Annotated in this window: 20 protein-coding genes; 11 read left to right on the forward strand and 9 right to left on the reverse strand. The window is 63.7% G+C overall.

Going from position 1 to position 26595, the window contains the following annotated elements; translation table 11 throughout:
- Positions 1-6 precede the first annotated feature (6 nt).
- Together HW932_RS13290 and HW932_RS13295 are read right to left on the reverse strand one after the other, a co-directional pair.
- Positions 7-792: a hypothetical protein gene (locus HW932_RS13290; protein WP_176976976.1), complete on the reverse strand. Its 786-nt coding sequence runs from the start codon at positions 790-792 to the stop codon at positions 7-9.
- Positions 770-1912 carry a glycosyltransferase gene (locus tag HW932_RS13295; protein ID WP_176976977.1) on the reverse strand — a complete coding sequence of 381 codons (1143 nt, stop codon included), beginning with the start codon at positions 1910-1912 and terminating at the stop codon, positions 770-772. Before HW932_RS13295 ends, HW932_RS13290 begins: the two co-directional genes overlap by 23 nt.
- A 141-nt stretch (positions 1913-2053) precedes the next feature.
- Between HW932_RS13295 and HW932_RS13300 the strand changes: the two genes are divergently transcribed.
- Positions 2054-3421, forward strand: coding sequence for an O-antigen ligase family protein (locus HW932_RS13300; protein ID WP_176976978.1), 1368 nt, complete (start codon positions 2054-2056; stop codon positions 3419-3421).
- Here the strand turns inward: HW932_RS13300 and HW932_RS13305 are convergent.
- The gene (locus HW932_RS13305; protein WP_176976979.1) at positions 3385-4500 is read right to left on the reverse strand and encodes a glycosyltransferase; all 1116 of its coding nucleotides are present in this window, start codon (positions 4498-4500) and stop codon (positions 3385-3387) included. The genes HW932_RS13300 and HW932_RS13305 overlap by 37 nt on opposite strands.
- Positions 4501-4774: 274 nt before the next feature.
- On the opposite strand from HW932_RS13305, the gene HW932_RS13310 reads away from it, so the two are divergent.
- The 7 genes from HW932_RS13310 to HW932_RS13340 all read left to right on the forward strand — a co-directional run bounded on the left by HW932_RS13310 (position 4775) and on the right by HW932_RS13340 (position 15645).
- Entirely contained in the window at positions 4775-5941 is a 1167-nt protein-coding gene (locus tag HW932_RS13310; protein ID WP_176976980.1) for a LuxE/PaaK family acyltransferase, read from the forward strand.
- A 66-nt stretch (positions 5942-6007) separates the two neighbouring features.
- Positions 6008-8524: an acyl-CoA reductase gene (locus tag HW932_RS13315; protein WP_176976981.1), complete on the forward strand. Its 2517-nt coding sequence runs from the start codon at positions 6008-6010 to the stop codon at positions 8522-8524.
- Positions 8521-9795 carry a phenylacetate--CoA ligase family protein gene (locus HW932_RS13320; protein ID WP_176976982.1) on the forward strand — a complete coding sequence of 425 codons (1275 nt, stop codon included), beginning with the start codon at positions 8521-8523 and terminating at the stop codon, positions 9793-9795. Before HW932_RS13315 ends, HW932_RS13320 begins: the two co-directional genes overlap by 4 nt.
- Positions 9792-11318 carry a GNAT family N-acetyltransferase gene (locus tag HW932_RS13325; RefSeq protein WP_176976983.1) on the forward strand — a complete coding sequence of 509 codons (1527 nt, stop codon included), beginning with the start codon at positions 9792-9794 and terminating at the stop codon, positions 11316-11318. Before HW932_RS13320 ends, HW932_RS13325 begins: the two co-directional genes overlap by 4 nt.
- Positions 11319-11384: 66 nt before the next feature.
- The gene (recC, locus tag HW932_RS13330) at positions 11385-14975 is read left to right on the forward strand and encodes an exodeoxyribonuclease V subunit gamma (protein ID WP_176976984.1); all 3591 of its coding nucleotides are present in this window, start codon (positions 11385-11387) and stop codon (positions 14973-14975) included.
- Between the two features lie 122 nt (positions 14976-15097).
- Complete coding sequence (locus HW932_RS13335) at positions 15098-15322, forward strand: antitoxin MazE family protein (RefSeq protein ID WP_176976985.1); 225 nt, start codon at positions 15098-15100, stop codon at positions 15320-15322.
- Positions 15322-15645, forward strand: a complete 324-nt coding sequence (locus HW932_RS13340) for a type II toxin-antitoxin system PemK/MazF family toxin (protein ID WP_222932372.1) — start codon at positions 15322-15324, stop codon at positions 15643-15645. The genes HW932_RS13335 and HW932_RS13340 overlap by 1 nt, the downstream gene beginning before the upstream one ends.
- Positions 15646-15817: 172 nt before the next feature.
- On the opposite strand, the gene HW932_RS13345 is transcribed toward HW932_RS13340, so the two are convergent.
- The 6 genes from HW932_RS13345 to HW932_RS13370 all read right to left on the reverse strand — a co-directional run bounded on the left by HW932_RS13345 (position 15818) and on the right by HW932_RS13370 (position 19485).
- A complete protein-coding gene (locus HW932_RS13345; protein ID WP_176976987.1) occupies positions 15818-16063 on the reverse strand; it encodes a DUF2442 domain-containing protein in 246 nt (81 codons plus the stop codon).
- Positions 16041-16274 (reverse strand): DUF4160 domain-containing protein, encoded by a 234-nt coding sequence (locus HW932_RS13350; protein ID WP_176976988.1) that lies wholly within the window; start codon positions 16272-16274, stop codon positions 16041-16043. Before HW932_RS13350 ends, HW932_RS13345 begins: the two co-directional genes overlap by 23 nt.
- A 180-nt stretch (positions 16275-16454) precedes the next feature.
- Positions 16455-17420, reverse strand: a complete 966-nt coding sequence (locus HW932_RS13355; protein WP_176976989.1) for a COG3904 family protein — start codon at positions 17418-17420, stop codon at positions 16455-16457.
- 208 nt (positions 17421-17628) lie between these two features.
- Positions 17629-17877: a DUF2188 domain-containing protein gene (locus HW932_RS13360; RefSeq protein WP_176976990.1), complete on the reverse strand. Its 249-nt coding sequence runs from the start codon at positions 17875-17877 to the stop codon at positions 17629-17631.
- Between the two features lie 11 nt (positions 17878-17888).
- The gene (locus HW932_RS13365; protein WP_176976991.1) at positions 17889-18155 is read right to left on the reverse strand and encodes a DUF5334 family protein; all 267 of its coding nucleotides are present in this window, start codon (positions 18153-18155) and stop codon (positions 17889-17891) included.
- 109 nt (positions 18156-18264) lie between these two features.
- Positions 18265-19485 carry an RDD family protein gene (locus HW932_RS13370; protein ID WP_176976992.1) on the reverse strand — a complete coding sequence of 407 codons (1221 nt, stop codon included), beginning with the start codon at positions 19483-19485 and terminating at the stop codon, positions 18265-18267.
- 409 nt (positions 19486-19894) lie between these two features.
- Between HW932_RS13370 and recB the strand changes: the two genes are divergently transcribed.
- The 3 genes from recB to HW932_RS13385 all read left to right on the forward strand — a co-directional run bounded on the left by recB (position 19895) and on the right by HW932_RS13385 (position 26589).
- On the forward strand, positions 19895-23731 hold the full coding sequence (recB, locus tag HW932_RS13375; protein ID WP_176976993.1) for an exodeoxyribonuclease V subunit beta: 3837 nt from the start codon (positions 19895-19897) through the stop codon (positions 23729-23731).
- Between the two features lie 2 nt (positions 23732-23733).
- Complete coding sequence (gene recD, locus HW932_RS13380) at positions 23734-25914, forward strand: exodeoxyribonuclease V subunit alpha (protein ID WP_246296816.1); 2181 nt, start codon at positions 23734-23736, stop codon at positions 25912-25914.
- Between the two features lie 117 nt (positions 25915-26031).
- The gene (locus tag HW932_RS13385) at positions 26032-26589 is read left to right on the forward strand and encodes a cytochrome b (protein WP_176976994.1); all 558 of its coding nucleotides are present in this window, start codon (positions 26032-26034) and stop codon (positions 26587-26589) included.
- Positions 26590-26595 lie beyond the last annotated feature (6 nt).

Below are 26595 nucleotides of genomic sequence, written 5' to 3' on the forward strand. Positions count from 1 at the left end.
CGGCGTTCAAATACGATAGGGCGCAAACAGAAACACCCAGGTGAGCCCAAGCAGTCCGACGAGCGTCGCGCCCACGGCGAGCTTGTAGACCAGACGCCAGCCGGCATTGGCCTTGCGCGTGATCTGGAAGTCTTCGACATGGATGGTCTCGCAGGCGCCATTGCCGGTGTCGTCGCGGGTGATGCTGGTGCCGCGCCTGAAACCGCCGTCGTGTGAATAGCTGGCGAGTTGGCCGCGCAAATGGATCTGATCGCCGATCTCGGCCGATTTGATCGCCTTCTGCACGAAACCGACGTGGCTGAGCAGATGATTGTTGGAGAGCTGATTCCAGGCGAAGTCCCGCGCCGCCTGCGGATCGTCGGTCGAGATCCAGCAGGTCCAGGTGCTGTTCTCGTAGCGCATGGCGCGGAAGACATCGCGGGCGACGTTCTCGCCCCAGACCACGCACAGGTCGCGGATGTTGATGAAGTCCTTCCAGTCCTTGGTGTGGTAGATGTCCCAGAAGACGTCGCTGTCGTGCAGACTGACCACCACGCCATCGAGTTCGTAGTCGAACTTCGGCTCGATGCGGTAGCGGATGCCCTCGGCCTCGATCTCGAACGGCTCGGTGAGAGTGCGCGTCTGACGCGGCTCGACCAGCCGTTCGAGATCGTAGAACTCGGGCGGCGGGAACTGATCCTTCTTCCAATGGCTCCAGATCGCCAGACCCAGACTGGCCAGGAACAGCAGCAGAAAGAGCTGTTTGATCAGACGCCAGGGAAGCCGTGGTTCATCGAACGAGGCCGAAGGCATCCAGATACCCCCTTGCGCTGACCTCCAGCCGATCGTCACGCACCGCCTCGCGCAACACATCGGGCGCCAGCGGCCGACTCAGCGTCTCTTCCATCGCTCGCGCCAGGGCGTCGACGTCGCCGACCGGCACCAATGGACCATAGCGACCGTCCTGCAGGATCTCGCGCGGCCCGCTCGGACAGTCGGTCGAGACCACGGGCACGCCCAGTGCCAGCGATTCGGCCAGGACATTGGCCCAGCCCTCCCAGCGCGAAGAGAGCACGAACAGTCCGGCGCGGGCCAGAAAGCGGTATGGATTGGGATCGAATCCGTGCAGATCGACTGAATCGGCAACGCCAAGCTCTGCGGCTAGACGCCTGAGTCGTTCGCGCTGGCGGCCCTGACCGAGGATGAGCAGCCGACAGGGGCGGCGGCGGTGTAGCTGGGCGAAGGCGCGGATGAGGGTTTCGAAGTCCTTCTGGAGCCGCAGCCCACCCACGCCCAGGATGACCGGCGGCTGTCCCTCAGCGAACCAGGGATGATCGAGCGGCGCGCGCGCGTTCTGCTCCAGCTCCGGCGTGATGTTGGGATTGCGTACGACGCGGATGCGATCGAGCGCCAGACCCGTGATCGCGGCAATGTCCTCGGCCACGCCGTGCGAGACCGTCACCACGCCATCGGCACGCTGGTAGAGTCGGCGCAGACGCCGCCTCTCCCACCAGCGTTTGAGCGCGTTCCCGCGCGCACTCCAGCGCTCGGAATGGTTGGTTCCAGGACGCAGAAAGTAGCGCGTGTCGCCTGGGCAGGACGCCTTGACAGCGAGCGCGACACGATCGTCCGTGTTCTTGGCCGTGAGCACGATCGACGGACGCTGGCGCTCGACATAGTCGTGCAGGAACCGCTGGCGTGCGCGCCGGTCACTGTCGGTCAGGTGATGCAGACGCACGCTCGCCGGCAATGTGTCCAGATAGGGCGCGTCGGGTGGGCCGACCACGAAGTCGACCGTGAAGCCCTGTTCGGCGATGCCTCGGGCGATGTTGGTCATCATGCGTTCCACGCCACCATCGCCGAAGCTCGGCAGGAACAGACAGATGGGACGCGACGGCGAGAGGGCCGCGGTGGGGCTGGGATCGGATGACAAGGCGGATCTCCATCCAGGCGGCGCGCGGCCGCGTCGAGTTGAGCCTGAAGGGCTGACGGCAAAGCGTCCACAAATCAGGCGGAGCGCACTATTATATCGGCTCCAGCGCCCTTCCCGTCCCCCACCCACGCGAGAATCCGCATGTCATCGACGCTCGATCGCTCACTTCCGCTCGTGCCCCCGGATGGCGTGGAGCGTCTCGGTCTGTTCGGACTCTATCTGTTCGCCGCTTTCGCCTGGCTCGGCACGACGCCCGCCACGCTCGGGCTGGCGCTCCTGACCCTGGCCTTCGTGCTGCACCGCCCGGACTGGCGTGCGCTGGGGCGTGATCCGGTCGCGCGGCTGAGCCTGATCCTGATCGGCTTTCTGATCGTCCACAGCCTCGTCCTGGCGCTGTCGGCGCCCAGCGCGGAACGGGCGGCGACCATCCTCGGCGGCGGCGGGGACTGGCTCAAGCTGATGCTCTTCATCCCGCTCGCCCACTGGTGCGTCGGTCGGCCCGAGCGGGTGCGCGGACTGCTGCTGCTCGCCGCGCTGGGGTTCACGCTCGCGGTGCTGCGCAAGATCGACTGGGCGAACTTCGGACTGGAATTCTTCTCGACCCGCTTCGAGTCCTATCTGCCGGCGATCGCCTTCGGCATGTTCACCGGGCTGGGCGCGCTCGGGCTCATCGTCCTGCGTCAGGCGTTCTGGGGACGCTTCGCGTCGGGCTGGCCGCGCCGGTTGGGCATGACGCTCTGGGCGCTCTGGCTGCTGTTCATGCTCGAAGGGCTGCTGCTGTCGCAGTCGCGCGGCTCCTGGCTCGCCTTTCTCGGCGCGCTGGCGCTACTGATCGTCCTCGAATGGCGCGCACACTCAGCCGCGACGGGCGCCTGGATCAGACGTCAGGGCTACCGACTCATCCTGCCCGTCGTCGGACTGGCGCTGCTCGGCGGACTGCTGGTGCAGACGGAGATCGTTCAAAAACGCTTCACCGAACACACGGGCACCGTGCTCGAGATCGTGCGCGGTGAGACATCCGCCGTGGAGTCCGACCCCGTGGGACTGCGCTTCAAGGCCCTGCTGTTCGCGCGCGACACCTGGAGCGAGCGACCCTGGTTCGGCTGGGGCGCCGGTACCAGTCGCGAGCTGATCGCCAACAGCGGACGTCCCGAGGCGCTGTTCGATTACGACCATTGGCTGCCGCATCTGCACAACACCTATGCCGAGATCCTGGTCCAGTTCGGCCTCGTCGGTCTGATCCTGATCGCGGCCCTGGTCTGGACACTCGCGCGCTCCGGTTTCAGGGCCGGCCGCGCTGGACGTCTGCCCGCCGATCTCGGGCGTTTCTATCTGGCGGCGCTCGTCTTCGTGCTGATCTGGTGTCTGTTCAACTATCGCGTCGTGCGCACCGACTGGATGTTCTTCTGGATCCTCGTCGCCGGCACGCTGTATGGACTCGGTCGCGGCGCCGACACGCCCTCCCCCGACGCTCAGGCCCAGGCCGGCAATCCCATGGCGTCGAGATAGGCGCTGGTCGCAGCCTCGATCTCGAAGCGGCGGGCCGCCCGCTGGAGCTCTTCACGCGGCAACGGGTCGTCGAGCGTGGCGCTCATGGCCTCGGCGAGCGCTACGTCGTCGCCGATCGGCACCAGGGGGCCATAGCGTCCGCCATCCAGGATCTCGCGCGGACCGCTCGGGCAGTCGGTCGAGACCACAGGCGTACCGACCGCCAGCGCCTCGACCGGCACGAAGGGCAGTCCTTCCCAGCGCGATGAGAAGGCGAAGAGCGCGGCATGGGCCATGTAGGCATAGGGCTGGGGTACGAAACCGGGAAGCGCGAAGTCTTCTCCGACCCCGAGGCTCGCAGCCAGCGCCAGCAGGCGCTCGCGATGACGCCCCTCGCCGAGGATCATCAGCCGCGCCGGACGTCGGGCGCGCAGACGGGCGAAGGCGCGGACGAGCGTGGCGAAGTCCTTGCGCCCGCAGAGTTCGCCGACGCTCAGGATCAGCGGCGGCTGTCCGGGCGCGAACCAGGGATGATCCGGCGCCGGCAGGGCTTGGTCGAACAGACGCGCCGGCGCCACGGGCGAGGGCACGGCCCGGATGCGCGCACGCTCCAGCCCGGTATAGGCCGCCATGTCGTCGGCAGCCCCGAGACTGGGCACCAGCACGCGATCGGCGAAGCGATACAGCAGCCCCATCGATCGACGCTGGACCCAGCGGTCGATCACGCCGCGCGAGGCCAGATCGACCGAGATGGTGATCCCGGAACGCAGGATCAGCCGCGTCGACGTACCGGCCAGGGCGCGTGCCGCCAGCGCCAGCCGGTTGACGCGATCCTTGTCCGAGAGCATGACCGTCGGGCGCTCGCGGCGCAGATAGCGCACCACGGCCGGCAGCGCCATCAGGGTGTGCGCCGTCCCGAGATCGACGATCCGAGGAGCCGGATCACAGTGTTCGAGATGCGGCCCGTGCTCGCGCACCTTGAGCAGATCGACCCGATAGCCGCGTCCGACGAGCGCCGGCAGCAGATGGCGCGCGAGCCGATCGACGCCGCTGTGACCGGAGGTGGAGAGAAAACAGGCGATGCGGGGTGGCTGTGACATGGCGCCGATCTTAATCGTCTCATCGGCGCGGCGCGACTGCTTCGATCGAACGTCCGCCCGGGCCGGTCGTCTCTGGGTGGAACTTGACCGATTCCGGAGCCCCAGCTACCCTCGAAACTCCAAACATCCTGGGCGGTGCCATGGCGCTCGAATGCCCGATCGCTCCCCGTCCGCGGACGGTCGGAATCGACCCAAGCCCGCTCGCGCCGCTCGCCGGCAGGGTCGCGCGGCCAGCGATTCCACCCCATAGGTCGCCAATCACGGATTGCCTCTGATGATCGATCAGCCCGCCCAGCCGGCCTCCCGGCCCGTGCCCGACGCCGTCGAATCATTCTGCTCGCTCTCGGAGGCCTATGCCCCTGAGGCTCGCCATGAGTCGCTGTTCATCGAAGCCATGCGGGCCATCACGCACTGGCATCTCGAACGTTCTCCCTGGTATCGGGCTTTCGCGCACCGTCACGGCGTAGACGCGGATCGGCTCGATCGGCTGGAGGCCGTGCTGGCCCTGCCGCCGGTCCATGCCAATTTCTTCAAGGCACACGAGATCCGCTCGATCACCCTGTCCGAAGTCACGGCCCATCTGACCTCCTCCGGGACGACGGGACAGAAATCGCAGATCTTCTTCGACGCCTTCACGCTCGGTCATGCGCGTGCCATGGTGGATCAGGTCATGCAGGTGCGCGGCGTGGTCAGCCAGACGCCGGCGCACTATCTGGTCAATGCCTATGAGCCGTTCGAAGGCTTGCAGCTCGGCACCTCCAACACGAACCAGTATCTGATGCGCTATGCGCCCGTGGCCGAGCAATTCTGGACGCTCAGACACATCGGCGGGGGGCGGCACGAGTTCGACCCCTTCGGCGCCATTCGTCAACTGGAGCAGTGGGCGACGGGCGATCTGCCGGTACGCCTCATCGGGTTTCCGGCCTTTTTGCATTTCATCCTCGAACGGATGCGGGACATGGGACATCCTGGACTCAGACTGCCGGCCGGGAGTCTGGTCGTGTTCGGCGGCGGCTGGAAGGGTCATGCCGACCGGGCGATCCCCAAGTCCGACCTGTACCGGCACATCTCGACCCAGTTGGGCATTCCGGATGAGCGTGTCATCGAGACCTTCGGCGCCGTGGAGCACAGCGTGCCCTATGTCGACTGCGCCGAGCACCATCTGCACCAGCCGGTCTGGTCGCGCGTGGTGATCCGCGATCTCAAGACACTGGAGCCGGTGGCGGATGGCCAGCCCGGCTTCCTCTCGTTCGTCTCCCCCTACATCACCTCGGCGCCCGCGCACAGCGTGGTCATGGGCGATCTGGCGGTGCGCCATCCGGCCGGATCCTGCGCCTGCGGCGATCATCCCACGCCCTGGTTCGAGGTGCTGGGTCGCGCCGGCGTCTCGACCAACAAGAGCTGCGCGGCGGCGGCCTCAGAGCTGCTCAAGCGCGCCTGAACAGGCATCGAACGGCCATCGGCGGCCCTTGGCGATCCGGCGAACCCTTTGGTTGGAATCACACGCATGAACCGACATTTCTGGTTTGGTCAGTGGCTGGACGATGCGCAACTCGACGCGGCGATCGAGCGTTTGGATCAACACCTGGAACGGGTGCTGGAGTCGCCGTTTCCGTTCGAGGATCTGTTGACGGCGGCCCAGACGGTGTCCGACGGGTTGCGCGCCGGTCGACCGCTGCACGCCCGTCTGGCCGCGCTGGCGCGCGAGACCACGCCGGACGAGGAGGTGGACGCCATGCTCGCCGGGGCCTCGGCCTCCCTGACGCGGGCGTCCCTGCTGACCCGAGTGCGTGCCGAACTGGGCTGTTCCAGACCGGGCATCCCGACGCGCCGCTATCCCGATCGTCAGTTCGAGGCCTGGTCGCCGGTCGGCTGCGTGGTGCATGTCATGCCGTCCAACGTCTTCACCCTGGCGGCGCTCGGACTGGTCGAGGGCCTGCTGCCCGGCAATGTGAATCTCGTCAAGCTCAGCGCGCGCGATTCCAGCTTCGCGACCGAGTTTGCCGCCGCCCTCTGCGACGCCGATCCGGGCGGGCGTCTCGCCGACTATCTCGCCGTGGTCCATGTCGCCTCATCTGAATCTCGGCGTCTTTCGGCGCTCTTCGAGCGTGCCGATGCCATTTCGGCCTGGGGCGGCGAGCGGGCCATGGCCGCCGTGCGCGAGGCTGCGCCGCCGGGCGCCCGGCTGATCACCTGGGGGCACAAGGTCTCCTTCGCCTATGTCGCGGCTGAATGTTTGCGCGAGCCGGCGTTGCTGGAGGCCGCGCTCGATGGCGTAGCAACCGATGTCTGCCGGCTCGACCAGCAGGCCTGCTCCAGCCCGCAGACCCTGTTCGTCGAGGCCGATCGCGAGGGCGTCGAGCGCTTCGCCACGGCGCTGGCCGAACGTCTGGCCGTGCGCTCGCCCGAGATCCCGGGACAGGCGCCCGAGGGGGCCGAACAGGCCGAGATCACCAGCGTCACGGCCGTGGCGCGCGCCGAGGAGGCGCTTGACCTGACCCGTGTCATCGAGGATCCGGTGCACGGGCGCTGGCGGATCCTCGTCGATCATCGTCCCGGTCTGCGCCCCTCGCCCCTGTACCGCACCCTCTGGGTCAAGGGTCTCGAGCGCGAGGCCATCATCGGCACGCTCCGCCCGATGCGCGCCTGGCTCCAGAGCTGTGGTCTGGTCTGCGGACTGTCTTCGCTGGCGACCCTGTCGCGACGGCTGTTCGCGGCCGGCGTGACCCGCATCGCACGTCCAGGTCAGATGGTCGACAGCTATGCAGGTTCACCGCACGACGGCGTCTATGCCTTGCAACAGTTGGCGCGGCGCATCACCCTGGATCCGCCCGAGTCGGCGCGCCAGGTGGGCAGCTTCTCGGAGCTGGAGGCGCATCCGCCCTTGCCCGTCGCCGGTCTGCCGATCATGGACAAGACCCGTTTCCAGGCCGAGTCCCAGTCCGTGCGGGAGGTCGACCTGCTGTTCCGCAGCGGCGGTTCGAGCGGGCGGATCGTCTACTCCAGCTTCAGTTGGGAGGATTATCACGACCAGATGACCGTCGCGGCCCACGGACTGGTCGCCGCCGGCCTGGAGCCGGACCGCGATCGGGTGATGAATCTGTTCGCCGCCGGTCATCTGTACGGCAGCTTCATCAGCTTCTGGACCATCCTCGAAACCCTGCGGGTACGCACCCTGCCGATGGGGATGATCCATGACTACGAGGAGATCATCGAGACCCTCCTCGGTACGGGCTGCAATACACTGATCGGCGCGCCTTCGCATCTGCTGGCCTTGTTCATGGCCGCCGCCGGACGACTCACCGGCCGGATCGATAAGGTCTTCTATGGCGGCGAGCGACTCACGAACGCCCAGCGCCGATACCTGATGGAGACCTGCGGCGTCTCGATCGTGCGCTCCGCCGCCTATGGTTCCAACGATGCCGGCCCCATGGGCTATCAGTGTCCCGAATGCGAGGGCGGAGTACATCATCTGGCCAGCGCCATTCAGCACCTGGAGATCGTCGACCTGGACGAGGATCGCCCCGTCGCCGAGGGCGCCGTCGGTCGGTTGCTGTTCAGCTCCCTGGCCCGCGAGCAGCCACGGGTACGGCGTTACGAGATCGGCGACACGGGGCGCTGGATCCCCGGCGACTGCCCCTGCGGACGCACGGATCCGCGCTTCGAGCTGCTGGGCCGGACAGGCGATTTCTTCAAGGCCGGCGGTCCCTTCCTCAACTACCGGCGTTTCGTCGATATCCTCGGTGAGCAGCTGGGGTACGACGGCCCGGTGCAGGCCCATATCCACGAGGACGGCAACGACACACGGCTGGAGATCCGACTGGCCCGGCGGCCTGGGCTGGAGGCAGCGGCGGCCGAGGCCTGTCTGCGCGCCCAGTATGCCGAGATCGATTTCATGGAGAAGGAGTTCGGTCTGGCCTTCAGGTTCGAGGTCAGCGTCGTCGAGTCCGATGCCGACTTCGTCTTCGTCCCGGTCAGCGGCAAGCTCAAACCCATCTGTGATCACAGGAGCGCAGCCGGATGAGCGACCCCGTCCCCAATCCCAGCCTGACCGAACATCTGCGCTTCGTGCGCGCGCACTCGCCCTGGTTCGCCGAGCAGTGGCGCGGGTTGCCGGACGAGATCGGCCTGGAGACCCTTCCAGTGACCGATCATGCCGCTTACTGGGCCGCCAACACACCGCAGGACAACCGGCTGCTGACCGCCCCGCATCGCGACGGCCTCGTCTTCAAGAGCGGCGGCACGACGGGCAGCCCCAAGTTCTCCTTCTTCAGCAACCAGGACTGGCAGCAATTCTGCCAAGTCTTCGGACAGGGGCTGCGTCGGGCCGGGCTGCGCGAGGGCGAGAAGGTCGCCAATATCTTCTATGGCGGACAGCTCTACGCCTCGTTGCTGTTCATCACCCGCTGCATCGAGGAGGCCGGCGGCGGCCTGTGCTTCCCGATCGGCGGCAGCGCGCCTCCCGAGGAACTCATCGACACACTGCGTCTGTTCCGCATCGAGACCCTGGCCGGCGTGCCGACATCGCTGCTGGCGCTGATGCCCCATCTCGCGGCCCTGGAGCCGGGAGCCTTGCAGGTGCGCCGGTTCATCTACGGCGGGGAAGCCATGTACCCGGATCAGATCGCCGAACTCAAGCGTCTGCTGCCCGAGTGCGAGGTGGCCTCGATCGGTATCGCCGGCGTCGACTATGGCGAGATGGGCTGGGTGGACGCCAGTTGCGAGCCGGGTGTGCATCGCTGCTTCGACGAGAGCACGATCCTGGAGATCCTCGACGAGGAGCAGCGCCCGCTGGATGAGCCGGAGGCCGAGGGGCTGCTGCACATCACCAATGTCCGGCGCCGGCTGATGCCGATCATTCGCTATCCGGTCGGTGATCGGGGCCAGTGGATCGACCCGCCGGGAACACCGGGGCGGCGTTTCCGCGTGCTGGGACGAACCGACACCGGCGCCCGCGTCGGCCCCATGACCCTGTACCTGAGCGATATCGAGCGCCTGCTCGGACGACTGAAGCTCGATCAGCACGTCAGCGGCTTCCAGCTCCTGATCGAACACAGTGAACGGCGCGACCGCTGTACCCTGCGCATCGCCGTCCAGAGACCGCTGGAGATCCCCGCCGGACTGTCCGAGCGGCTGGCCGACACCCTGTACGCCGAGCGTCACATGTACGCCGACCTCATCGCCCAGGGCATCGTCCATCCGTTGAGCGTGGAATGGGTCGCCGTCGGCGAACTGCGGACCCATCCCCGGACCGGCAAGCTCCAGCGGGTCATCGACCGGAGGCTCGACCCTTGACGTCATCCGGCACGCTCTGGGCACGCCTGCAGATCCCGGCCCTGGCCGCCATGCTGCCCTTGGTCCGGGGCGCGGCGCGCGAGCTGGCCCGTCAGTACGGGCTGGACGCCCAGACCCTGCCACGGGTCGAACTGGCGGTCGAGGAGGTCTTGAGCACGCTGCTGCGCGTCGCCTTCGACGAGGACGAGCGCGGCGAGCTGGCGATCGAGATCGATTCCACGCCGTCGCTGTTCCGTCTCTCGGTGCGCAGTCTCGGATTACCCTTCGATCACTCGCTGATCCCGGATTTCGATCCGCGGGCGTCCGAGGACGAATTGGCGGCCGGGCTGGAGAACGGCGGCCTGTCGGCCTTTCTGCTCAAGCAGATGACGAACCGTTACCGGCTGGTCAACGACGGCCGGCAGGGCTGCCGGTTCGAGCTGGAGTGGTTCATTCCCGGCCCGCACATCGCTGAGCTGGACAGTGCGCCCGAGGTCTCCCGGATCGCCGCCGCGACAGCACCGGAGCCGGTCGAGTGCGTGCGCCCGCTACGCGAGGAGGAGGCCATCGGTCTGGCGCGGCTGGTGTATCGCGGTTACGGCTACTCCTATGTCTACGACGACATCTACTATCCCGACCGCCTCATCGCCCATCACCACGAGGGTCTGCTCAAGTCCTGGGTGGCGGTGACGGCCGCGCGGCGTCTGGTCGGCCATGTCGCCTTGATGAAGGCGCAGCGGGACGATCCGGCGGTGGAATGGGCGATCGCGGTCGTGGATCCGGATTGGCGCGGCCTTGGTCTGATGAAGCAGCTCCTGGCGGCGGCCATCGAGGATGTGCAGACACGCGGCGAGACGGTCATGTACGCGCACGCGGTCACGGCGCATCCCTTCACGCTCAAGACCGCGCGCTACTTCGGTTTCCAGCCGACGGCCCTGCTCTTGGGATATGCACCGGCGAGTCTGAGGTTTCGGCATATCAGCGAACAGCTCGCCCAGCGGGAGAGCACCTTCCTGACGGTCCGCTGCATGAAGCCGCTGACGCTGCAGAGGCTGTATCTGCCCGCGCGGCACCTGGAGCCTCTGCAACGACTGTTCGCGGCCCTTGGACTCGATCCCGACATCGAGTCCGGTCCGGGACTGGAGCCGACCGAGGAACGGACGACCTTCACCAGCCGCATCAGCGCGGCCGTCAACGTCGCGCAACTGGATGTGACGCGGATCGGCCCTGATGTCCGCCAGGCCATCGCGCTTGAACGGCACCGACTCTGTCTTGAGCACGTCGATGTCATCGATCTCAGTGTCGATCTGGCCGATCCCGCCGCACCGGCGCTGATCGAAGCCGCCGAGTCCTGTGGATTCTTCATGGCCGGCCTCTCGCCCATGCTGCCCAAGCCGGCCAGTCTGACCCTGCAATACCTGAACAACATCAGCGTCGATCTCGGGGCCATCCGGACCGACGGCGACCTGTCCGCCTGGATCAGCCAGTGGGTCGCCGCCGAGCAGACGCGCGTGGAGGGTCTGGCGTCGGGGATGCCGTCCTGAATTCGGGCGTCTGACCGGCGCTGGGCGATGAGAGACGCGCATGGAACCCGCGAACAGGATCGAATCATGCTCACCGAAGACTTGACGAGCGTCGCCGACTCAGACTGGCCGACCGGCTTCATGCTGATCCAGGGCAACCGGCTGGAGGAACTACGCGCGCTCCTGGTCGCCTGGATGCGCCGTCATCCGCTCGCGCCGCTGGAGAACGAGGCCATCCTGGTGCAGAGCAGCGGCATCGCGCAGTGGCTCAAGCTCGCGCTGGCCGCCACGCCCGACGCCAACGAGACCGAGGGCGGCCTGGGCATCGCCGCCGCGCTCGATGTGATGTTGCCGGCGCGTTTCATCTGGCGCGTCTACCGCACCGTGCTCGGCGACCTGCCCGAGACCTCGCCCTTCGACAAGGCGCCCCTGAGCTGGCGGCTGTATCGTCTGCTCGAACGGCTCACGGGCGAGGCGCCGCTCCAGGCGAGCGACACCCACTTCGAGGCGCTCGCTCCGCTGCGCGGCTTTCTGGCGGTCGATGGCCTGGAAGCCGCCCCGCGCCGGCGCTATCAGCTCGCCGAACGGCTCGCGGATCTGTTCGATCAATATCAGGTCTATCGTGCCGACTGGCTGGCGGCCTGGGGCCAGGGTCGCGACATTCTCATCCGCCACGATGGCAAGCCGGCCGCGCTCCCGGCCAGTCAGGGCTGGCAGCCGGTGCTCTGGCGTGCTCTGCAAGCCGACGTGCGTGACGAGTATGGCCCGGACGCGCCGTGGCTGCTCCAGGCCAGTCGCGCCGAGGTCCATCGGGCCTTCCTGGAGCGTGCCGGTCAGGCGGAGGATCGCACCCCGGAACGCCTCGCGAATCTGCGCGCGGTCGGACTGCCGCGCCGGGTCATCGTCTTCGGTCTGTCCTCGCTGCCGCGCCAGATGCTGGAAGTGCTGGAGGCCATCGCGCCCGTGTGTCAGGTGATGCTGTTCGTGCTCAATCCCTGCCGGCACTACTGGGGCGACATCATCGAGGGTCGCGATCTGTTTCGCCGGCCCTATCGGCGCCGGTCGGAACGCAAGGCGCCGACGGATCTCGACGAGTCCGAATGGCATCTGCACGGTCATCCGCTGCTCGCGGCCTGGGGCAAGCAGGGACGCGACTATCTGCGACTGCTCGACGAGCACGATGACCGCGCTCGATACGAGCCCTATTTTCAGTCGCACAGTCTCAAGATCGATCTCTTCGACTCGCCCGGCGCCGACTGTCTGCTGCACCAGTTGCAGGACGACATCCTGGAGCTGCGTCCGCTCCAGGAACGCCGGGACCAACCGACCCTCATCGATCCCGAGCACGACCGCAGTCTGGAGTTCATCGTCGCCCACAGCCCGCAGCGCGAGATCGAGATCCTGCACGATCGGCTGCTCGACGAGTTCGAGCGCTCGGCGCGGACCGTCCGTCCGTTGCAGCCGCGCGAGGTGCTGGTGATGGTGCCCGACATCGCCGTCCATGCGCCGCACATCCAGGCCGTCTTCGGGCGCTTCGATCCGGACGATCGGCGTTACATCCCGTTCCAGATCGCCGATCAGGGCCAGCGCCACCGGCATCCGCTGGTGATCGGGCTGGAACATCTGCTGAATCTGCCGCAGGCGCGCTTCTCGGTCAGCGAGCTGCTCGACCTGCTCGACATCCCGGCGATCCGCGCCCGGCTCGACCTCGACGAGACCGATCTGCCGCGACTGCGCGCCTGGATCGCCGGGGCCAATGTGCGCTGGGGACTGGACGCCGAACAGCGCGCCAGTCTCGGGCTGCCGGAGGGGCTGGAGCAGAACACCTGGCGCTTCGGACTGCGCCGGCTGCTGCTGGGGTTCGCCAGTGGCGGGGCCGGACCCTGGCGCGGCGTGGAGCCGCACGACGAGGTCGGCGGACTGGAGGCCGCGTTGCTGGGTCCGCTGGCGCGTCTGCTCGAACGGCTGGAGGATACCTGGCGACGTCTGAGCGAGCCGCGTTCGCCGTCCGGCTGGGTCGATCTGGTCGGCAGGCTGCTGGACGACTTCTTCGCTGAGTCGAGCGAGTCCGATGGGGCCATGCTCGCGCGCATCCTGCTCGAACTCGATGCCTGGGAGAGCGATTGCATCCAGGGCGGTCTGGGCGATGAATCCATCGCGCCTGAGATCTTCCGCGATGCCTTTCTCGCGCGGCTCGATCAGCCGAGTCTGAATCAGCGTTTTCTGGCCGGGGCGGTCAACTTCGCGACCCTGATGCCGATGCGCTCCATTCCTTTCCGTCAGATCTGGCTGCTGGGCATGAACGATGGCGACTATCCGCGCCGGCGGGTGCCGGCGGACTTCGATCTGATGGCGAACGATTATCGGCCGGGGGATCGTTCGCGGCGTGAGGACGACCGTTATCTGTTTCTCGAAGCGTTGCTGTCGGCGCGCGAGAAGCTGGTCATCGGCTGGGTCGGGCGCGGCATCCGCGACAACAGCGAGCGTCCGCCCTCGGTGCTGGTCGGACAGTTGCGCGATCATCTGGCGGCCGGCTGGCGTCGGCCCGATGGCGACGGCGCCAAGCTGCTCGCCGCGCTGACCAGCGTGCATCCGCTCCAGCCGTTCGGGCGCGGCTATTTCGAGCCGGGGCGGGCGAAGACGCTCTTCACCTATGCGCGTGAGTGGCGGGCGGTGCACGATGGCGCCGGAGCGACGGCGGTCGGCGCCGAGCGGCTCGCGCCCTGGCTGCCCGAAACGCCGGTCGATCTCGATCAACTCCAGGGCTTTCTGCGCGATCCGATCATGGCGTTGTTCGATCAGCGCTTGCGGATCAAGGCGCCGGGCGAGGTCGTCGCGCCGCCCGATGTGGAGACCTTCGCGCTCGACGGTCTCGGGGACTGGCAGATCAAGGACGAACTGATCAGCCGGACCTTCGAGCCGGGGCTGGACAGGCCGGCGCTGGAGCAGCGTTTGCAGGCGGGTATTGCGCGCTTCCAGGCTCAGGGGCGGCTGCCGGACGGGAGTCTGGGCGAGCGTCTGGGGCGGACGGTCATCGCCTATCTGCCGGTGCTCCATACCGCTTGGGACGCGGCCCTGAGCGAATGGCCCCGGAGGCTCGATCGTCCGATTCCGGTCATGGTGGAGGTCAATGTGCCGGCCGGTCGGCTGGTGCTGGAAGATGTGTTGAGCGATCTGCGCGAGGGCGACGATGGGCGCGGTCAGATCATTCTGCAAACCAGCGGGCTGACCAAGGACAAGCATTATCAGTGGCGCAATACACTGCGCGCCTGGGTGCGGCATCTGGCGGCTCAGCTCGATGGCGAGCCGGTCACGACCCGCCTGCTGACGCCTTCAGGCGATGCGCGTCTGGAACCTGTGCCCGTCGATGAGGCCCGCGAGCGGCTCGAATCGCTGCTCGTCGTCTGGTGGGAGGGGATGCAGCGACCGCTGCCGGTTGCGCTCAACGCCGGCATGGCCTGGCTCGACAAGGATGGGCCTGAGACCTTGGAGGACGGCACGGCGCCCGAGGAACTCAAGGCCTGGAACGCGGCCCTTCAAGCCTTCGACCTGGATCACACATACAACGCCTATGTCGGTCGCTGTTACGACAGCTTCGAGGCGCTCTGGTCCGGGGGGGAGTTCGCGCGCTGGGCGCATCGGCTCTATGGCGGTCTGCGCAAGACGATCAGCCGTTAGCGGAACCTGCGGCGCTTGCTTTCGGCTACGCGCAGATAAACGCTCGCTCGAATTGCGCAGTGTTACATGAAACAATGTTCGTGGTATGTTTCGTTTCATGTAACAAACCGGAGGGGATTCGTATGGCCACCACTCATGTCAATGCAAGAGTTCAAAAGCACCGTGATGCGCTGCGCAAGTCCGGGCTTCGTTTGGTGCAGATTTGGGTGCCCGATACGCGACGACCGGACTTTGCCGAAGAATGCCGCCGCCAGTCTCGCCTTGTCTCTCAAGCGGACATGGCCGACACGGACATGCCGCCGTTCCTGGATAACGTTTTGGCTGACCTGGATGGTTGGACCGATTGATGCGCGGCGACTTAGTGACAGTCGCCATGCAAGGCGACTTCGGCAAGCCTCGACCTGCTCTGGTGATCCAAGCCGATCAGTTCAATGAGCACGCGACTGTGACTGTGTTGCCGCTGACCAGCGTGCTCGTTGCGGCACCGCTGTTGCGCATCACCATTGAGCCCAGCACGGAAAATGGTTTGCAAAAGCCATCGCAGGTGATGTTGGACAAGGCCGTAACGGTGAAGCGCGACAAGATCGGTGCGGCCTTTGGGCGCATTGATGCCAATGCGATGGTGGAGGTTGAGCGTTGTCTGGCCGTGTTCTTGGGAATCGTAAAGTGAGCAAGTCTTCGCCGGCTTCTGAATGGACGAACCTTGCACTGTCCGGTGGAGCCGAGGCTAACGACCAAGCTCAGCCGACCCGCACGCACGGCCACGCTTGAAATCAACTCACGGCACCGGTCGCACGGGGTCGGCTGGAGCGGCTTGTCGGGCGGAATTTTTATCAATACAACTACGCTGCTTCTCGGCTGACGCGATATCCAAGCATGCTCTCAATGCTGAGTTGGTAATCGAGATCTTCCCACTCTATGCCTGTTTTTCGGCAGATAAACTCATATTGCGAAAGTTGTTTAAGGGTGGCTGCTTGCAATTCTGGATACCAATCCATAGGGGTAGAAATTACTCTGCCATCTTCGAGTTCAACATGCAGGTGCCGGTCATCGAAGTGAACAGCCTTACCTTTTAGCGTGCCATTCATCCCATTTTTCCTCGAATTGCTGATTGTTTGCTTTGATGATAGCCAGGGCTTTCTTTAATTCTTTAGGCTTCATGAAGTCTTGGGATACGCGAAAAGTGTCAAGCTCAACCTTTGCATAGTCGTCGCCTTTAGAGACATGAACGTGCTTCGGTTCATGCTCGTTAGCGTAGAAGAAGAACTTGAATCCGTCTTGAACCAGCAACGTGGGCATCAGAATTCTTGAAATTTTCGGATGTCAGGCCAGGGGTCGGATTTGAGCTTTGACGCCTAACGCCAAGCTCATCCGAGCCGGTTGAGCGAGAGCGAAACCGGCTTCGGCTGGAGCACCGTGTTAGGCGGTTTGAGGAGTTGGATTCCATGCCGAGAAAGAAACAAAGCCAGACCTTTTTGATTATCTATCTCGATGCGTATTCCAGCCTGGGCCGCAAACACGCTGAACGAAGGTTGCTACGCCAGGATCACACAGTTCGGCAACATTTGGCTCAAACATTTCGCTGGGTCTTGCGCTACGCATCCAATACAAAACTGTTGCACTATCACCTCCCATTTCGGAAATGTAATTCCCGATGATACTGTACACCGGGTCACTCAATGATGATGCTTGGCCTGAAGAATTTGTAACTTGATGAAAACCAAGTCGATGTGGAGACGCCCACAAGGTTCTTTTCACTCCGCCCATAAATACAAGGGGGCAAGCCGAGAAGCAATTACCATGTAGCGAGGTTTCTAAACCGAGATCACGGATTAATTTGCCGGACAAGATAGCATCGCGAACACTTCCTCCACCGCTCCCAAGTACAATTTTCCTTATATTGGGAGACAGCTCAAGTTGCCTTTTGAATCGCTTTGCAAACCCAAAGTCAATATCTCCGTAAACAAAGAGAGTCTCACCATCGGCCCAAAATTCGGCGTCAGGCTTATCGCTGCGACTTGCGACATTCTTGGGGATTCCTTGCCTGCCAACACAGTCTAGGTTCCAGCGGTTCTTGCGAGAATCTTCGTTTACATCAAGCGCCCATTGCGCTGCTGCCACCCAATTTTCGAGGGAAATAGAAAAAATTAGAATTTCGTGAGGATCTACAGATCCGTCCAATGGGGGATATTTCAGCTCTTCAAGGTGTGCGACTGAATGCTCATAACCGAGCATTCGTCCGAGAATTGCGCACCGATGCCTCTCAAGGTGATAGCCATTATACATGGTCCCAGCCCAGGAGGTACCATTGGCAACTGCGTAAGCCCTGTATCTTTCTGCCGCTTCTTGAACCGAATTAATAGAATCACGCCACCCCGCTCCAAAGACTGGCAGCATTATTAAGTAGAGGGCTATTAATAAGGACAGAAAATTTAATTTCTTCATGTATTTCTTTACTTTTGGATAATTGGTTGGCTAGCTCAATCCGATGGTTCAACACCAATACAGCTTAGATTGGTGCGTAGGAAATTGGTGCAGCGAACCTCAGCAAAGGCTTCCCGCGATTCCCGGTAAATTATGGATGCGCTGCCTAACGTTGCCGCTCAGCCGCGCGCGCCTTTGGCGCGTCGGCTGGAGCGGCCTTGTTATGTGCTTAATGCTCTTTATCTCTTGGAGGTAATGGATCATTTCCTGGTGGAATTGTGTCTTTGCTTCTAATATTTCCATCCCTACCTTTCGTCGTTAGTTCGCCCCCACCTTGGTTTTTTAACATACCCCTTGCAGCATCATTTGCTTGTTTTTGTGTATCGTGGACGCTTGACGCTTTTCCGGCGTCGTTTCGTTTATTAACCCACTTACCATCATCTCTTTTATAAACGGTTCGATCTCTATCTTTGCTCATGACAAAAGCTCCTATCTATCCATTTCAAAGGTGCGGTACTCGCCTGCGTCAGAGTCGTATACTTCGACTTCCACAGATGAACCGTAACTATTTATTGATTCAACATCGCCATATTTGTATTCACCCGACCCGTAATCGTAATATTCGATTTCCCTACCCGGACGAACGAGATTTCCTTTTTCAATTTCCACGTAACTACCCCTGTCATAATCATAACCATCCCACGCGTGGGTTGTGGCCGTGAACAAAAGTAGAATGATTGTTGGTGTCAGTTTCATAGTGAGGTCTCCTTTTGCATATAACGCCCCGCATCACCGGAAGCAAAAAGCAGAGCGAGGAACGAGCGGCGCTTTTTGCTGTCCGAGTGCATGCGATTGTTAGTTGAATTCACTTAACCGTACTCCAAAGTGAAGAACTAAGTTTCTGTACCAGATCATCAGAATAGGCAAAAGGCATTACCTGAATTGTGACTACTCGCCAAAATTCTGAACCGTGTTGTCTTATTTCAACGGTTAGTCGGTTCGTCCCGCTATCAACCATGCTGCCTGTACCACTCCATGCATTAACCCCTTGTTTTTGGAAGAAACGACCGCCGTCAGAGAACCTTATATTGGAGGCTGTGCTTTTTCGAAAGGCAGCAACATAATCCTGAAGACTAAACCCGGGTGCGTTTTCTTCAGCAAAAACAACTACTGCCCTGTCAGCAATCTCATTGAACATATATATTTCTTGCTGATCTTCATTCTTACTGGCTGAGTGTTTCCAGTTTGATTCTATTTCAGCACTTTTTTTCGTGGCAGGGTTTTCCCATGAATAATCATTCTGGCTGTAATTTAGTATTGCATTCCGTTGAGCAGCTTGCTCCATGCTGTTGAGAACAGCCATAACGAAAAATAGAGAAATAAACGCTAAGGAGAAAATAGTTATTCTAATCCATCCTGATGGCTTCGCATGAACCCTATATCCCGTTGACTCATCGTAGCTTGCTTGTTTTCCTTTGCCAAGGCGGCTCGATTGATTTGCAAGAGTAAAAAGATTTATCAGCGGAAGGCCAAATGCAAGACCACTTGCCCATAAAGACAAATTGCGGCCAAGATATTGCCCGAGGCTTAATGGTTGTCCATTTAAAGTTGTAACCTTTAGCCCAAGTATTGCTTTTCCAGGCGTATTGCCTGCGGCCTTGTAGATCAAAGCATCGAGCATTAACGCCACAGGCAAACATGCAATTCCAAATAGTTGACTTGCCCCAGGACCATTAAGCCATTCAACAAATCCTGCAGAGTAAGTACCGAGCGTATAACCTGCGACGAGGGAAACAGCCAAAATTTGCCACCACACATCAAATATTCGAGCAAAGAACCGTGGCCATCTATTAGCCAACGGAAGACTCAGCACATCAGGTTCAGACTTTGGAGGGAGTGGCGGCGGAAGAGTTGCCTTTAGAGACTCAAGCGCTTCTACATTGCCGAGAGGCTTCCATTCGGGCATTCCTTCTTGCCACACCATAGTATTCGGAGTGATTTTTCCATTTTGAAATAGCTTTAAAAGCTCTTCTTGTTGGATTGGCCCAATCTTTTTGCTCTTTTCTGTGTACCACCATTCACTCATAGGTGCTCCTTGTTTTTTTCAGCTAACCAGTAGTTGTATGGTTTCGGGCCAACCTAACACACGAAATGCAGATTTGACAATATGGCCATGGATAAAAACAATTCTGCGGGATAACATCCGTAAAGCACAGTTTATCCCGCAGCGTTTTGCCGATGCGGAGATCCATCCAGCTCTAGCGTCCCACTTCGATTCATCCTTGAACACCACCAGAATCGCGGAGAATCATCAGCCATATTTTCACCGCCGGCTGCGGTTCTATCTGGACTTTCGCCGGAAGTACCAACAGGATTCCCCCATCGTTTAAGCTGCACCGCCTTCGATGCAACGCTCCGGGACACAAGACAAAAACCGTGGAAGCGACAGCAAGCTCAGCAGGCCGTCGCACTATATTGGACACTGTTGACGACCGATGAATACCACCATCCAGCGACTGAACCCGCTCGAAGTCCCCCTACACGGCTCGCGTCTGATCGAGGCCAGCGCCGGCACCGGCAAGACCTTCACCCTGGCCATGCTCTATCTGCGCCTGATCCTGGGACATGGCGGCGAGACGGCCTTCCCGCGTCAGCTCATGCCGCCCGAGATCCTGGTCGTGACCTTCACCAACGCCGCCACCGACGAGCTGCGCGACCGCATCCGGCGCCGGCTGGTGGAGGCGGCGGAGATCTTTCGCGATCCGCTGTCGCCTGATGCGGGCGACCCCCTGTTGCTTGAACTGCGTGACCAGATAGCCCCTGACAATCGAGCGCACTCCGCCCGCCGCTTGGAACTGGCCGCCGAATGGATGGACGAGGCGGCCATCTCCACCATCCATGCCTGGTGCTACCGGATGCTGCGCGAACACGCCTTCGACAGCGCCAACGCCTTCGAGCAGACGCTGGAGAACGACGACGCCGAACGTCTGCAACACGCCGCCGAGGACTACTGGCGCACCTTCCTGCTCGGACTTCCCGCCGAGCGTCTGGAACCCGTACTGGAACAGTGGTCGCAGCCATCGGATCTGGCCAAGGCGGTCCGAGGTCTGCTGTCCCTGGCCGAGTATCTGCCTCCGGTCGCCGACCCGCCGGACGAGATCGTCGGACGCTGTCTGGAGACCCGCCGACACACGATCGCCACGCTCAAGACCGACTGGCGCACACAGGATCATATCGCCGCCCTGGATCGACTCTTCGGGCAGGCGGTCAAGAACAAGGCCTTCAAGCAACCCTCGCTCAACAAGAACCACCGCGCCAAGGTGCTGGATGGATTGCGGGTCTGGCTGGAGACGCCGGATCAGACCGAACCCGACATCTTCGGCGGCCAGTCCTGGCAACGGATGTCATCGCTGGCCATCGCCGAAATCTGGAACGATCCCGCCAAGGCCCCGGTCGACGATCCAGCCTGCCGCGCGCTGGCCGATCTATATGAAACACTCACCACCCTGCCCGATCCCACCGAGGATCTGCTGACCCACGCCGTCCACTGGCTCAAAAGCCACGTCGAGCGCGAGAAGCGCCAAAGCGCGATCATGACCCAGAACGACCTGCTGATCCGGCTCGATCAGGCGCTCCAGGGCGAGGGTCGCGAACGCCTCGCCGCCGCCATTCGCCGACAGTTCCCGGTCGCCCTGGTCGACGAGTTCCAGGACACCGACCCGCTCCAGTACCGCATCTTTTCGTCCATCTACGACATTCAGGCCAATCACGCCGCGACCGGCTTCTTCATGATCGGCGACCCCAAGCAGGCGATCTATGCCTTCCGTGGCGCCGACATCCACACCTATCTGATCGCGCGCGCCGCCACCCAGGGCCGTCACTACACGCTGGATGTCAACTATCGCTCCTCGACCGGCCTGATCACGGCGGTCAACGCCCTCTTCGAGCATGGCGAGCGCACCGCCACGCACGGCGCCTTCCTGTTTCGCGAACCGAACGGTCAGGGCAACCCGGTTCCCTTCCATCCCGCGCGACCGCGCGATCAGGCCGAGCGCACCCTGACCATCGACGGCCGGGCCTGTCCGCCGCTCCAGGGCTGGGTCATCCCACCCGGCCCCAACGGCAAGCTGAACAAGGAGGCCTATCGCGAGCGCACCGCCGAGGCCGCCGCCCGCGCCATCGCCGATCTGCTCCGGCTCGGACAGGAGGGACGCGCCCTGCTGCCTGTGGGTCAGGACGGCGAACGTCCGCTCGAACCCAGCGATCTGGCGGTCCTGGTCAACAATCGCAACGAAGCCGACGCCATCCGCACCGAGCTGCGCCGGCTCGATGTGGCCAGCGTCTACCTCTCCGAGCGCGGCAACGTCTTCGACACCCCGATCGCACGCGATCTGGCGGTGCTGCTGCGCGCCATCGCGGACCCCTTCGACGACCGGCTGATGCGTCAGGCGCTGGCCACCCGTCTGCTCGGCCAGGGCTTGACGGATCTGGACCGGCTCAATCGCGACGAACTCCATTGGGAGACCCAGGGCGAGCGGCTACGCGACCTCAACGGACGCTGGCGTCGTCAGGGATTCCTGCCCATGCTCTACCGGCTGATCGGCGAGTTTCGGATCGCCGCCCGCCTGCTCGGAACCACGGACGGCGAGCGCGCCATGACCGATCTCCTGCATCTGGGCGAACTGCTCCAGCGCGCGAGCGAGGAGGTCGACGGCGAACAGGCGCTGGTGCGTTTTCTCGAAGAAGCGATCGCCGACAGTGACGCAGCCACCGGCGAGACATCCGAGGCGCGCCAGCTACGGCTCGAAAGCGATGCGCGTCTGGTGCGTGTCGTCACCATCCACAAATCCAAGGGACTCGAATATCCGCTGGTGTTCCTACCCTTCATCGCCGACTGCCGGCGCACCCAGTCCAAGGATCGACCGCTCAAGACCCATGACGCCGCGCATCGGCTCCAGGTGCATCTGGGCGGAGACGACGCGCTCGTCGCCCAGGCCGACCGCGAGCGTCTGGGCGAGGATCTGCGCAAACTCTACGTGGGGCTGACGCGCGCGCGTCACGCCAACTGGCTGGGGCTGGGGGCGATCTCGGATCTCGAACACTCGGCGCTCGGCTATCTGCTCGGACTCGACGGCCAGGCGGTCGAATGGTCCGGGGACGATCAGCCTGAAACCGAGGGTTCGGGGAGCGAGGCCCATGCAACCGGCAACGGCGATCTGGCCGCCCGACTGCGCCGACTGTCCTGCGTGACCCTGATCGACCCGCCCGCCGCCGATCCTGCGCCCTATCAGGCCGAGGCGGAGGTCGAACTCGAAGCCGCCCGCCCCGCGCCCGACTGGCGCCCGCGTGCCTGGTGGATCAGCAGTTACTCGGCGTTGAGCCGGGGCGCGCAGTTGGCCGAGAGCGATGGAATCGAGGACGGGGCATCCGCGACCTCCCAGCCCGTGTCACCCGTCGATTCGGTCGAAACGGCGAGCGATGAGACCGCACGCGAGGAGTCGAGCGCCGGCGAATCCCAGGAGATCCAGTCTCCCCCAGGCACCTTGCACGCCTTCCCGCGCGGCGGACGCTATGGCACCCTCCTGCATGGGCTGCTGGAATGGGCGGCGACTCAGCGCGCACCGAAGCGAACCGATCACCCCGACGCGGGCCGACACGGCTTCGCCGCCGCGCTCGCCAGAGCCGACGCACGGCGCCGGATGCTCGAACAACGCTGCACACCGCGCCGACTGGGCGACTGGGTCGAACCGCTCGACGCCTGGCTGACCGAATTGCTCGACCGCACCTGGCGCCTCGACGCCTTCGCCCTGTCCGACGGCACGGTTCCACAGCTACGACTCGCCGACCTCGATCCCAGCCGCTATCAGGTCGAACTGGAGTTCTGGATCGAGAGCCGCGCCGTCGATCTGCGCCGACTCGATCAACTCGTCACTCAGCACACGCTCGCCGGTCTCGAACGCCCCCAACTCAACACGACCTACCTGAACGGGATGCTCAAGGGCTTCATCGATCTGGTGTTCGAGCACCAGGGGCGCTATTACATCCTGGACTGGAAATCCAACCAGCTCGGCCCGGACGACAGCGCCTACACCCCGGAGGCGATGCGCGCGGCCATCGCCGAGCGGCGCTACGATCTGCAATACGTCCTCTACCTGCTCGCCCTGCACCGTCAGCTCAAGGCGCGTCTGCCGGACTACGACTACGACCGCCATCTCGGCGGGGCGATCTATGTCTTTCTGCGCGGCGGCCAAGCGGCGAGCCAGGGGCTGTTCATGGACCGTCCGCCCCGAGATTTGATCGAAGCGCTCGACCGGCTCTTTGCTGAGGCGTGACCATGGACAAGACGATGGATACCGACACCCTGCTGTCACGACTGAATGCCTGGACTGAGGCCGGCGCCCTGCGCCCGCTGGATCTGGCCCTGACGCGCTTCATCGAGAAACAGACGCCCGAGAGCGATCCGGCGGTGCTGCTGGCCGTCGCCCTGACCAGCGAGCGCAACGGGCATGGTCATGTCTGTCTGGATCTGACCGGTGCCCTGGAGCATCCGCACGCCCTGCTCGCGCACCGCAGCGATTGGCTGACGCCGCCACCCGGTCCAAGCTCCGAGCTGGCCGAACAGCTTGCGACCCTGACGCTGAATGACTGGATCGCGCGTCTGGCGCACAGCGGCGCTATTGAGGATCGGCTCGGCATTGGATCGAGTCCCGACCCGGACACGACGCCCGTGACGTCCGCAAGGCAGGAGATCGCCGCGACGCCGGAGTCCGAACAAGCCCCGCTGATCCTCGCCGGCACGCCCGAACGTCCGTTGCTCTATCTGCGCCGTTACTGGACCTATGAGCAGCGCATCCGCGCGGGCATCGAGGCGCGTCTGAGCCGACCGCTCACCCTGCCCGAGGATGCCACGCGCACCCTGCTCGACCGGCTCTTCGCCGAGCAGGACGCCGACACGCCGCCCTGGCAGCGGATCGCCTGTGCGCTGGCCGCGCGCCGTGCCTTTGCCATCGTCACCGGCGGTCCGGGCACCGGCAAGACCACTACGGTCGTGCGTCTGCTCGCCCTGCTGCAAGGACTGGCGCTGGAGGCTGGCGGACCGCCGCTGCGCATCCGTCTGGCCGCCCCGACCGGCAAGGCCGCCGCACGACTCAACGAATCCATCGCCGGTCAGGTCGCCAGTCTGCCCTTCGACCGATTCCCCGGCGGCGAGGACGCGCTACGCCCGGCGATCCCGACCCAGGCCACCACCCTGCATCGCCTGCTCGGCACCCGGCCCGACAGCCGCCACTTCCGCTATCACGCCGGTCAGCCGCTACCGGCCGACATCGTCGTCGTCGACGAAGCCTCGATGATCGACGTGGAGTTGATGGCGGCGCTGCTGGAGGCGCTACGTCCGGACGCACGCCTGATCATGCTCGGCGACAAGGACCAGTTGGCCTCGGTCGAGGCCGGCGCGGTGCTGGGGGATTTGTGTCGACACGCGCGCGAGGCCCATTACACCCCGCAGACACGCGAGTGGCTGGAGCGCGTGACCGGCGCGCGGCTTCCCGAGGATCTGATCGACCCGGCCGGCCGACCGCTGGATCAGGCCATCGTCATGCTGCGTCACAGCTACCGTTTCCGCGCCGAGGGCGGCATCGGCGCCCTGGCCGAACTGGTCAATACGGGGGTACTGGATGGTCAGCCGGTGCGCGATCCACTGACGGCGCTCGATACGCTCTTCGCCCGTCAGTCCGATCCGGCCACCCGCACCGATCCGGGTCTCGGCCACATCCGGCGGATTCGTCTGACCGGCGAACAGGACACCCAGCTCGACCAACTGGTGCGCGCCGGCTATTGGCGCGGTCCGGATCACTCGGGCTATCTCGCGGTGCTGCACGCACAGCGCCCTTCGGACGATGCGGCTCCCGAAGCCTTCGACGCCTGGGCGCGCGCCGTGCTCAAGACACAGGCGGGATTTCAGCTGCTCACCCCACTGCGTCAGGGACCGTGGGGCGTCGAAGGTCTGAACCGGCGCATCCAGCACCTGTTGAGCCAGGGCGCGAAGGCCCCCATCGCCGGCGCCGACGAGCGTCAGTGGTTCGAGGGACGTCCGGTACTCATCACCCGCAACGACTATGGTCTGGGTCTGATGAACGGCGATATCGGTCTCACCCTGCGCGTGCCGTCCCGACGCGGCGAGGGTGGCGGCGCGTCCATGGTGCTGCGCGTGGCCTTTCCGGCCGGCGACGGCACGGGCGCCATTCGCTGGATCCTGCCGAGCCGCCTGCAAGCGGTCGAGACCGTGTTCGCCATGACGGTGCACAAGTCGCAGGGATCGGAGTTCACTCATACCGCGCTCGTGCTGCCGGATGTCTCCAACCCGGTGCTGACGCGCGAGCTGATCTATACCGGCATCACGCGCTCCAAGTCGGTCTTCACCCTGCTCCACAGCCGTGATTCCGTGGTGCGCGAGGCGCTCGGGCGGCGGGTGGAGCGTGTCAGCGGGCTGTCGATGGCGCTGGACCGGGACTGAAGGCCGAACCGTTACAACCCTGAAAGATCCATGGTTTCTGCCGATTCGTATGCGATCATTGGCGCCTTAGACGCTTCAAGCGCGTTCCCATCCACCCAACAACAGGATCGACACCTCATGTCACGCCCGCACCCCCAGCATTACGACCTCATCTCCCAGCTCTTCCACTGGCTCGTGGTGGCGCTGATGATCGGACTCATCGGCACCTTCTACCTCCATGACCTCACGCCCGAATCCTCGGAGCTGCATCTGTCGTCCATCAAGCTGCACATCTCGCTCGGTCTGCTGATCTTCGTCGTCGTGATCGCCCGTATCGGTTGGTCGCGGATGGTCGGCGCACCCGAGCCGGTCTCCAGCTCGCGTCTGATGCAGCTCGCCGGCAAGGGCTTCCATGTCCTGCTCAATCTGGCGACCCTGCTGATCCCGATTTCGGGCTTCCTGCGGGTCGCCTCCAAGGGCCGGGACGCCGAGTTCTTCGGGCTGTTCCAGATTCCCTCGCCGATCGGAGAAGCGCCGGTCCTGAACGACCTCATGCACATCCTCCATGGCACACCCATGGAGATCCTGCTCTATGTGCTCGTCGGTCTGCATGTGGCCGCCGCCCTCTGGCACCAGTACATCCTGCGCGACCACGCCCTGGAGCGCATGCTGCCCTGGGCGCGCCGCGCCGCCTGAGCGGCG

Origin of the sequence: Allochromatium humboldtianum (assembly GCF_013385175.1) — a bacterium.
GTDB lineage: Bacteria > Pseudomonadota > Gammaproteobacteria > Chromatiales > Chromatiaceae > Thermochromatium > Thermochromatium humboldtianum.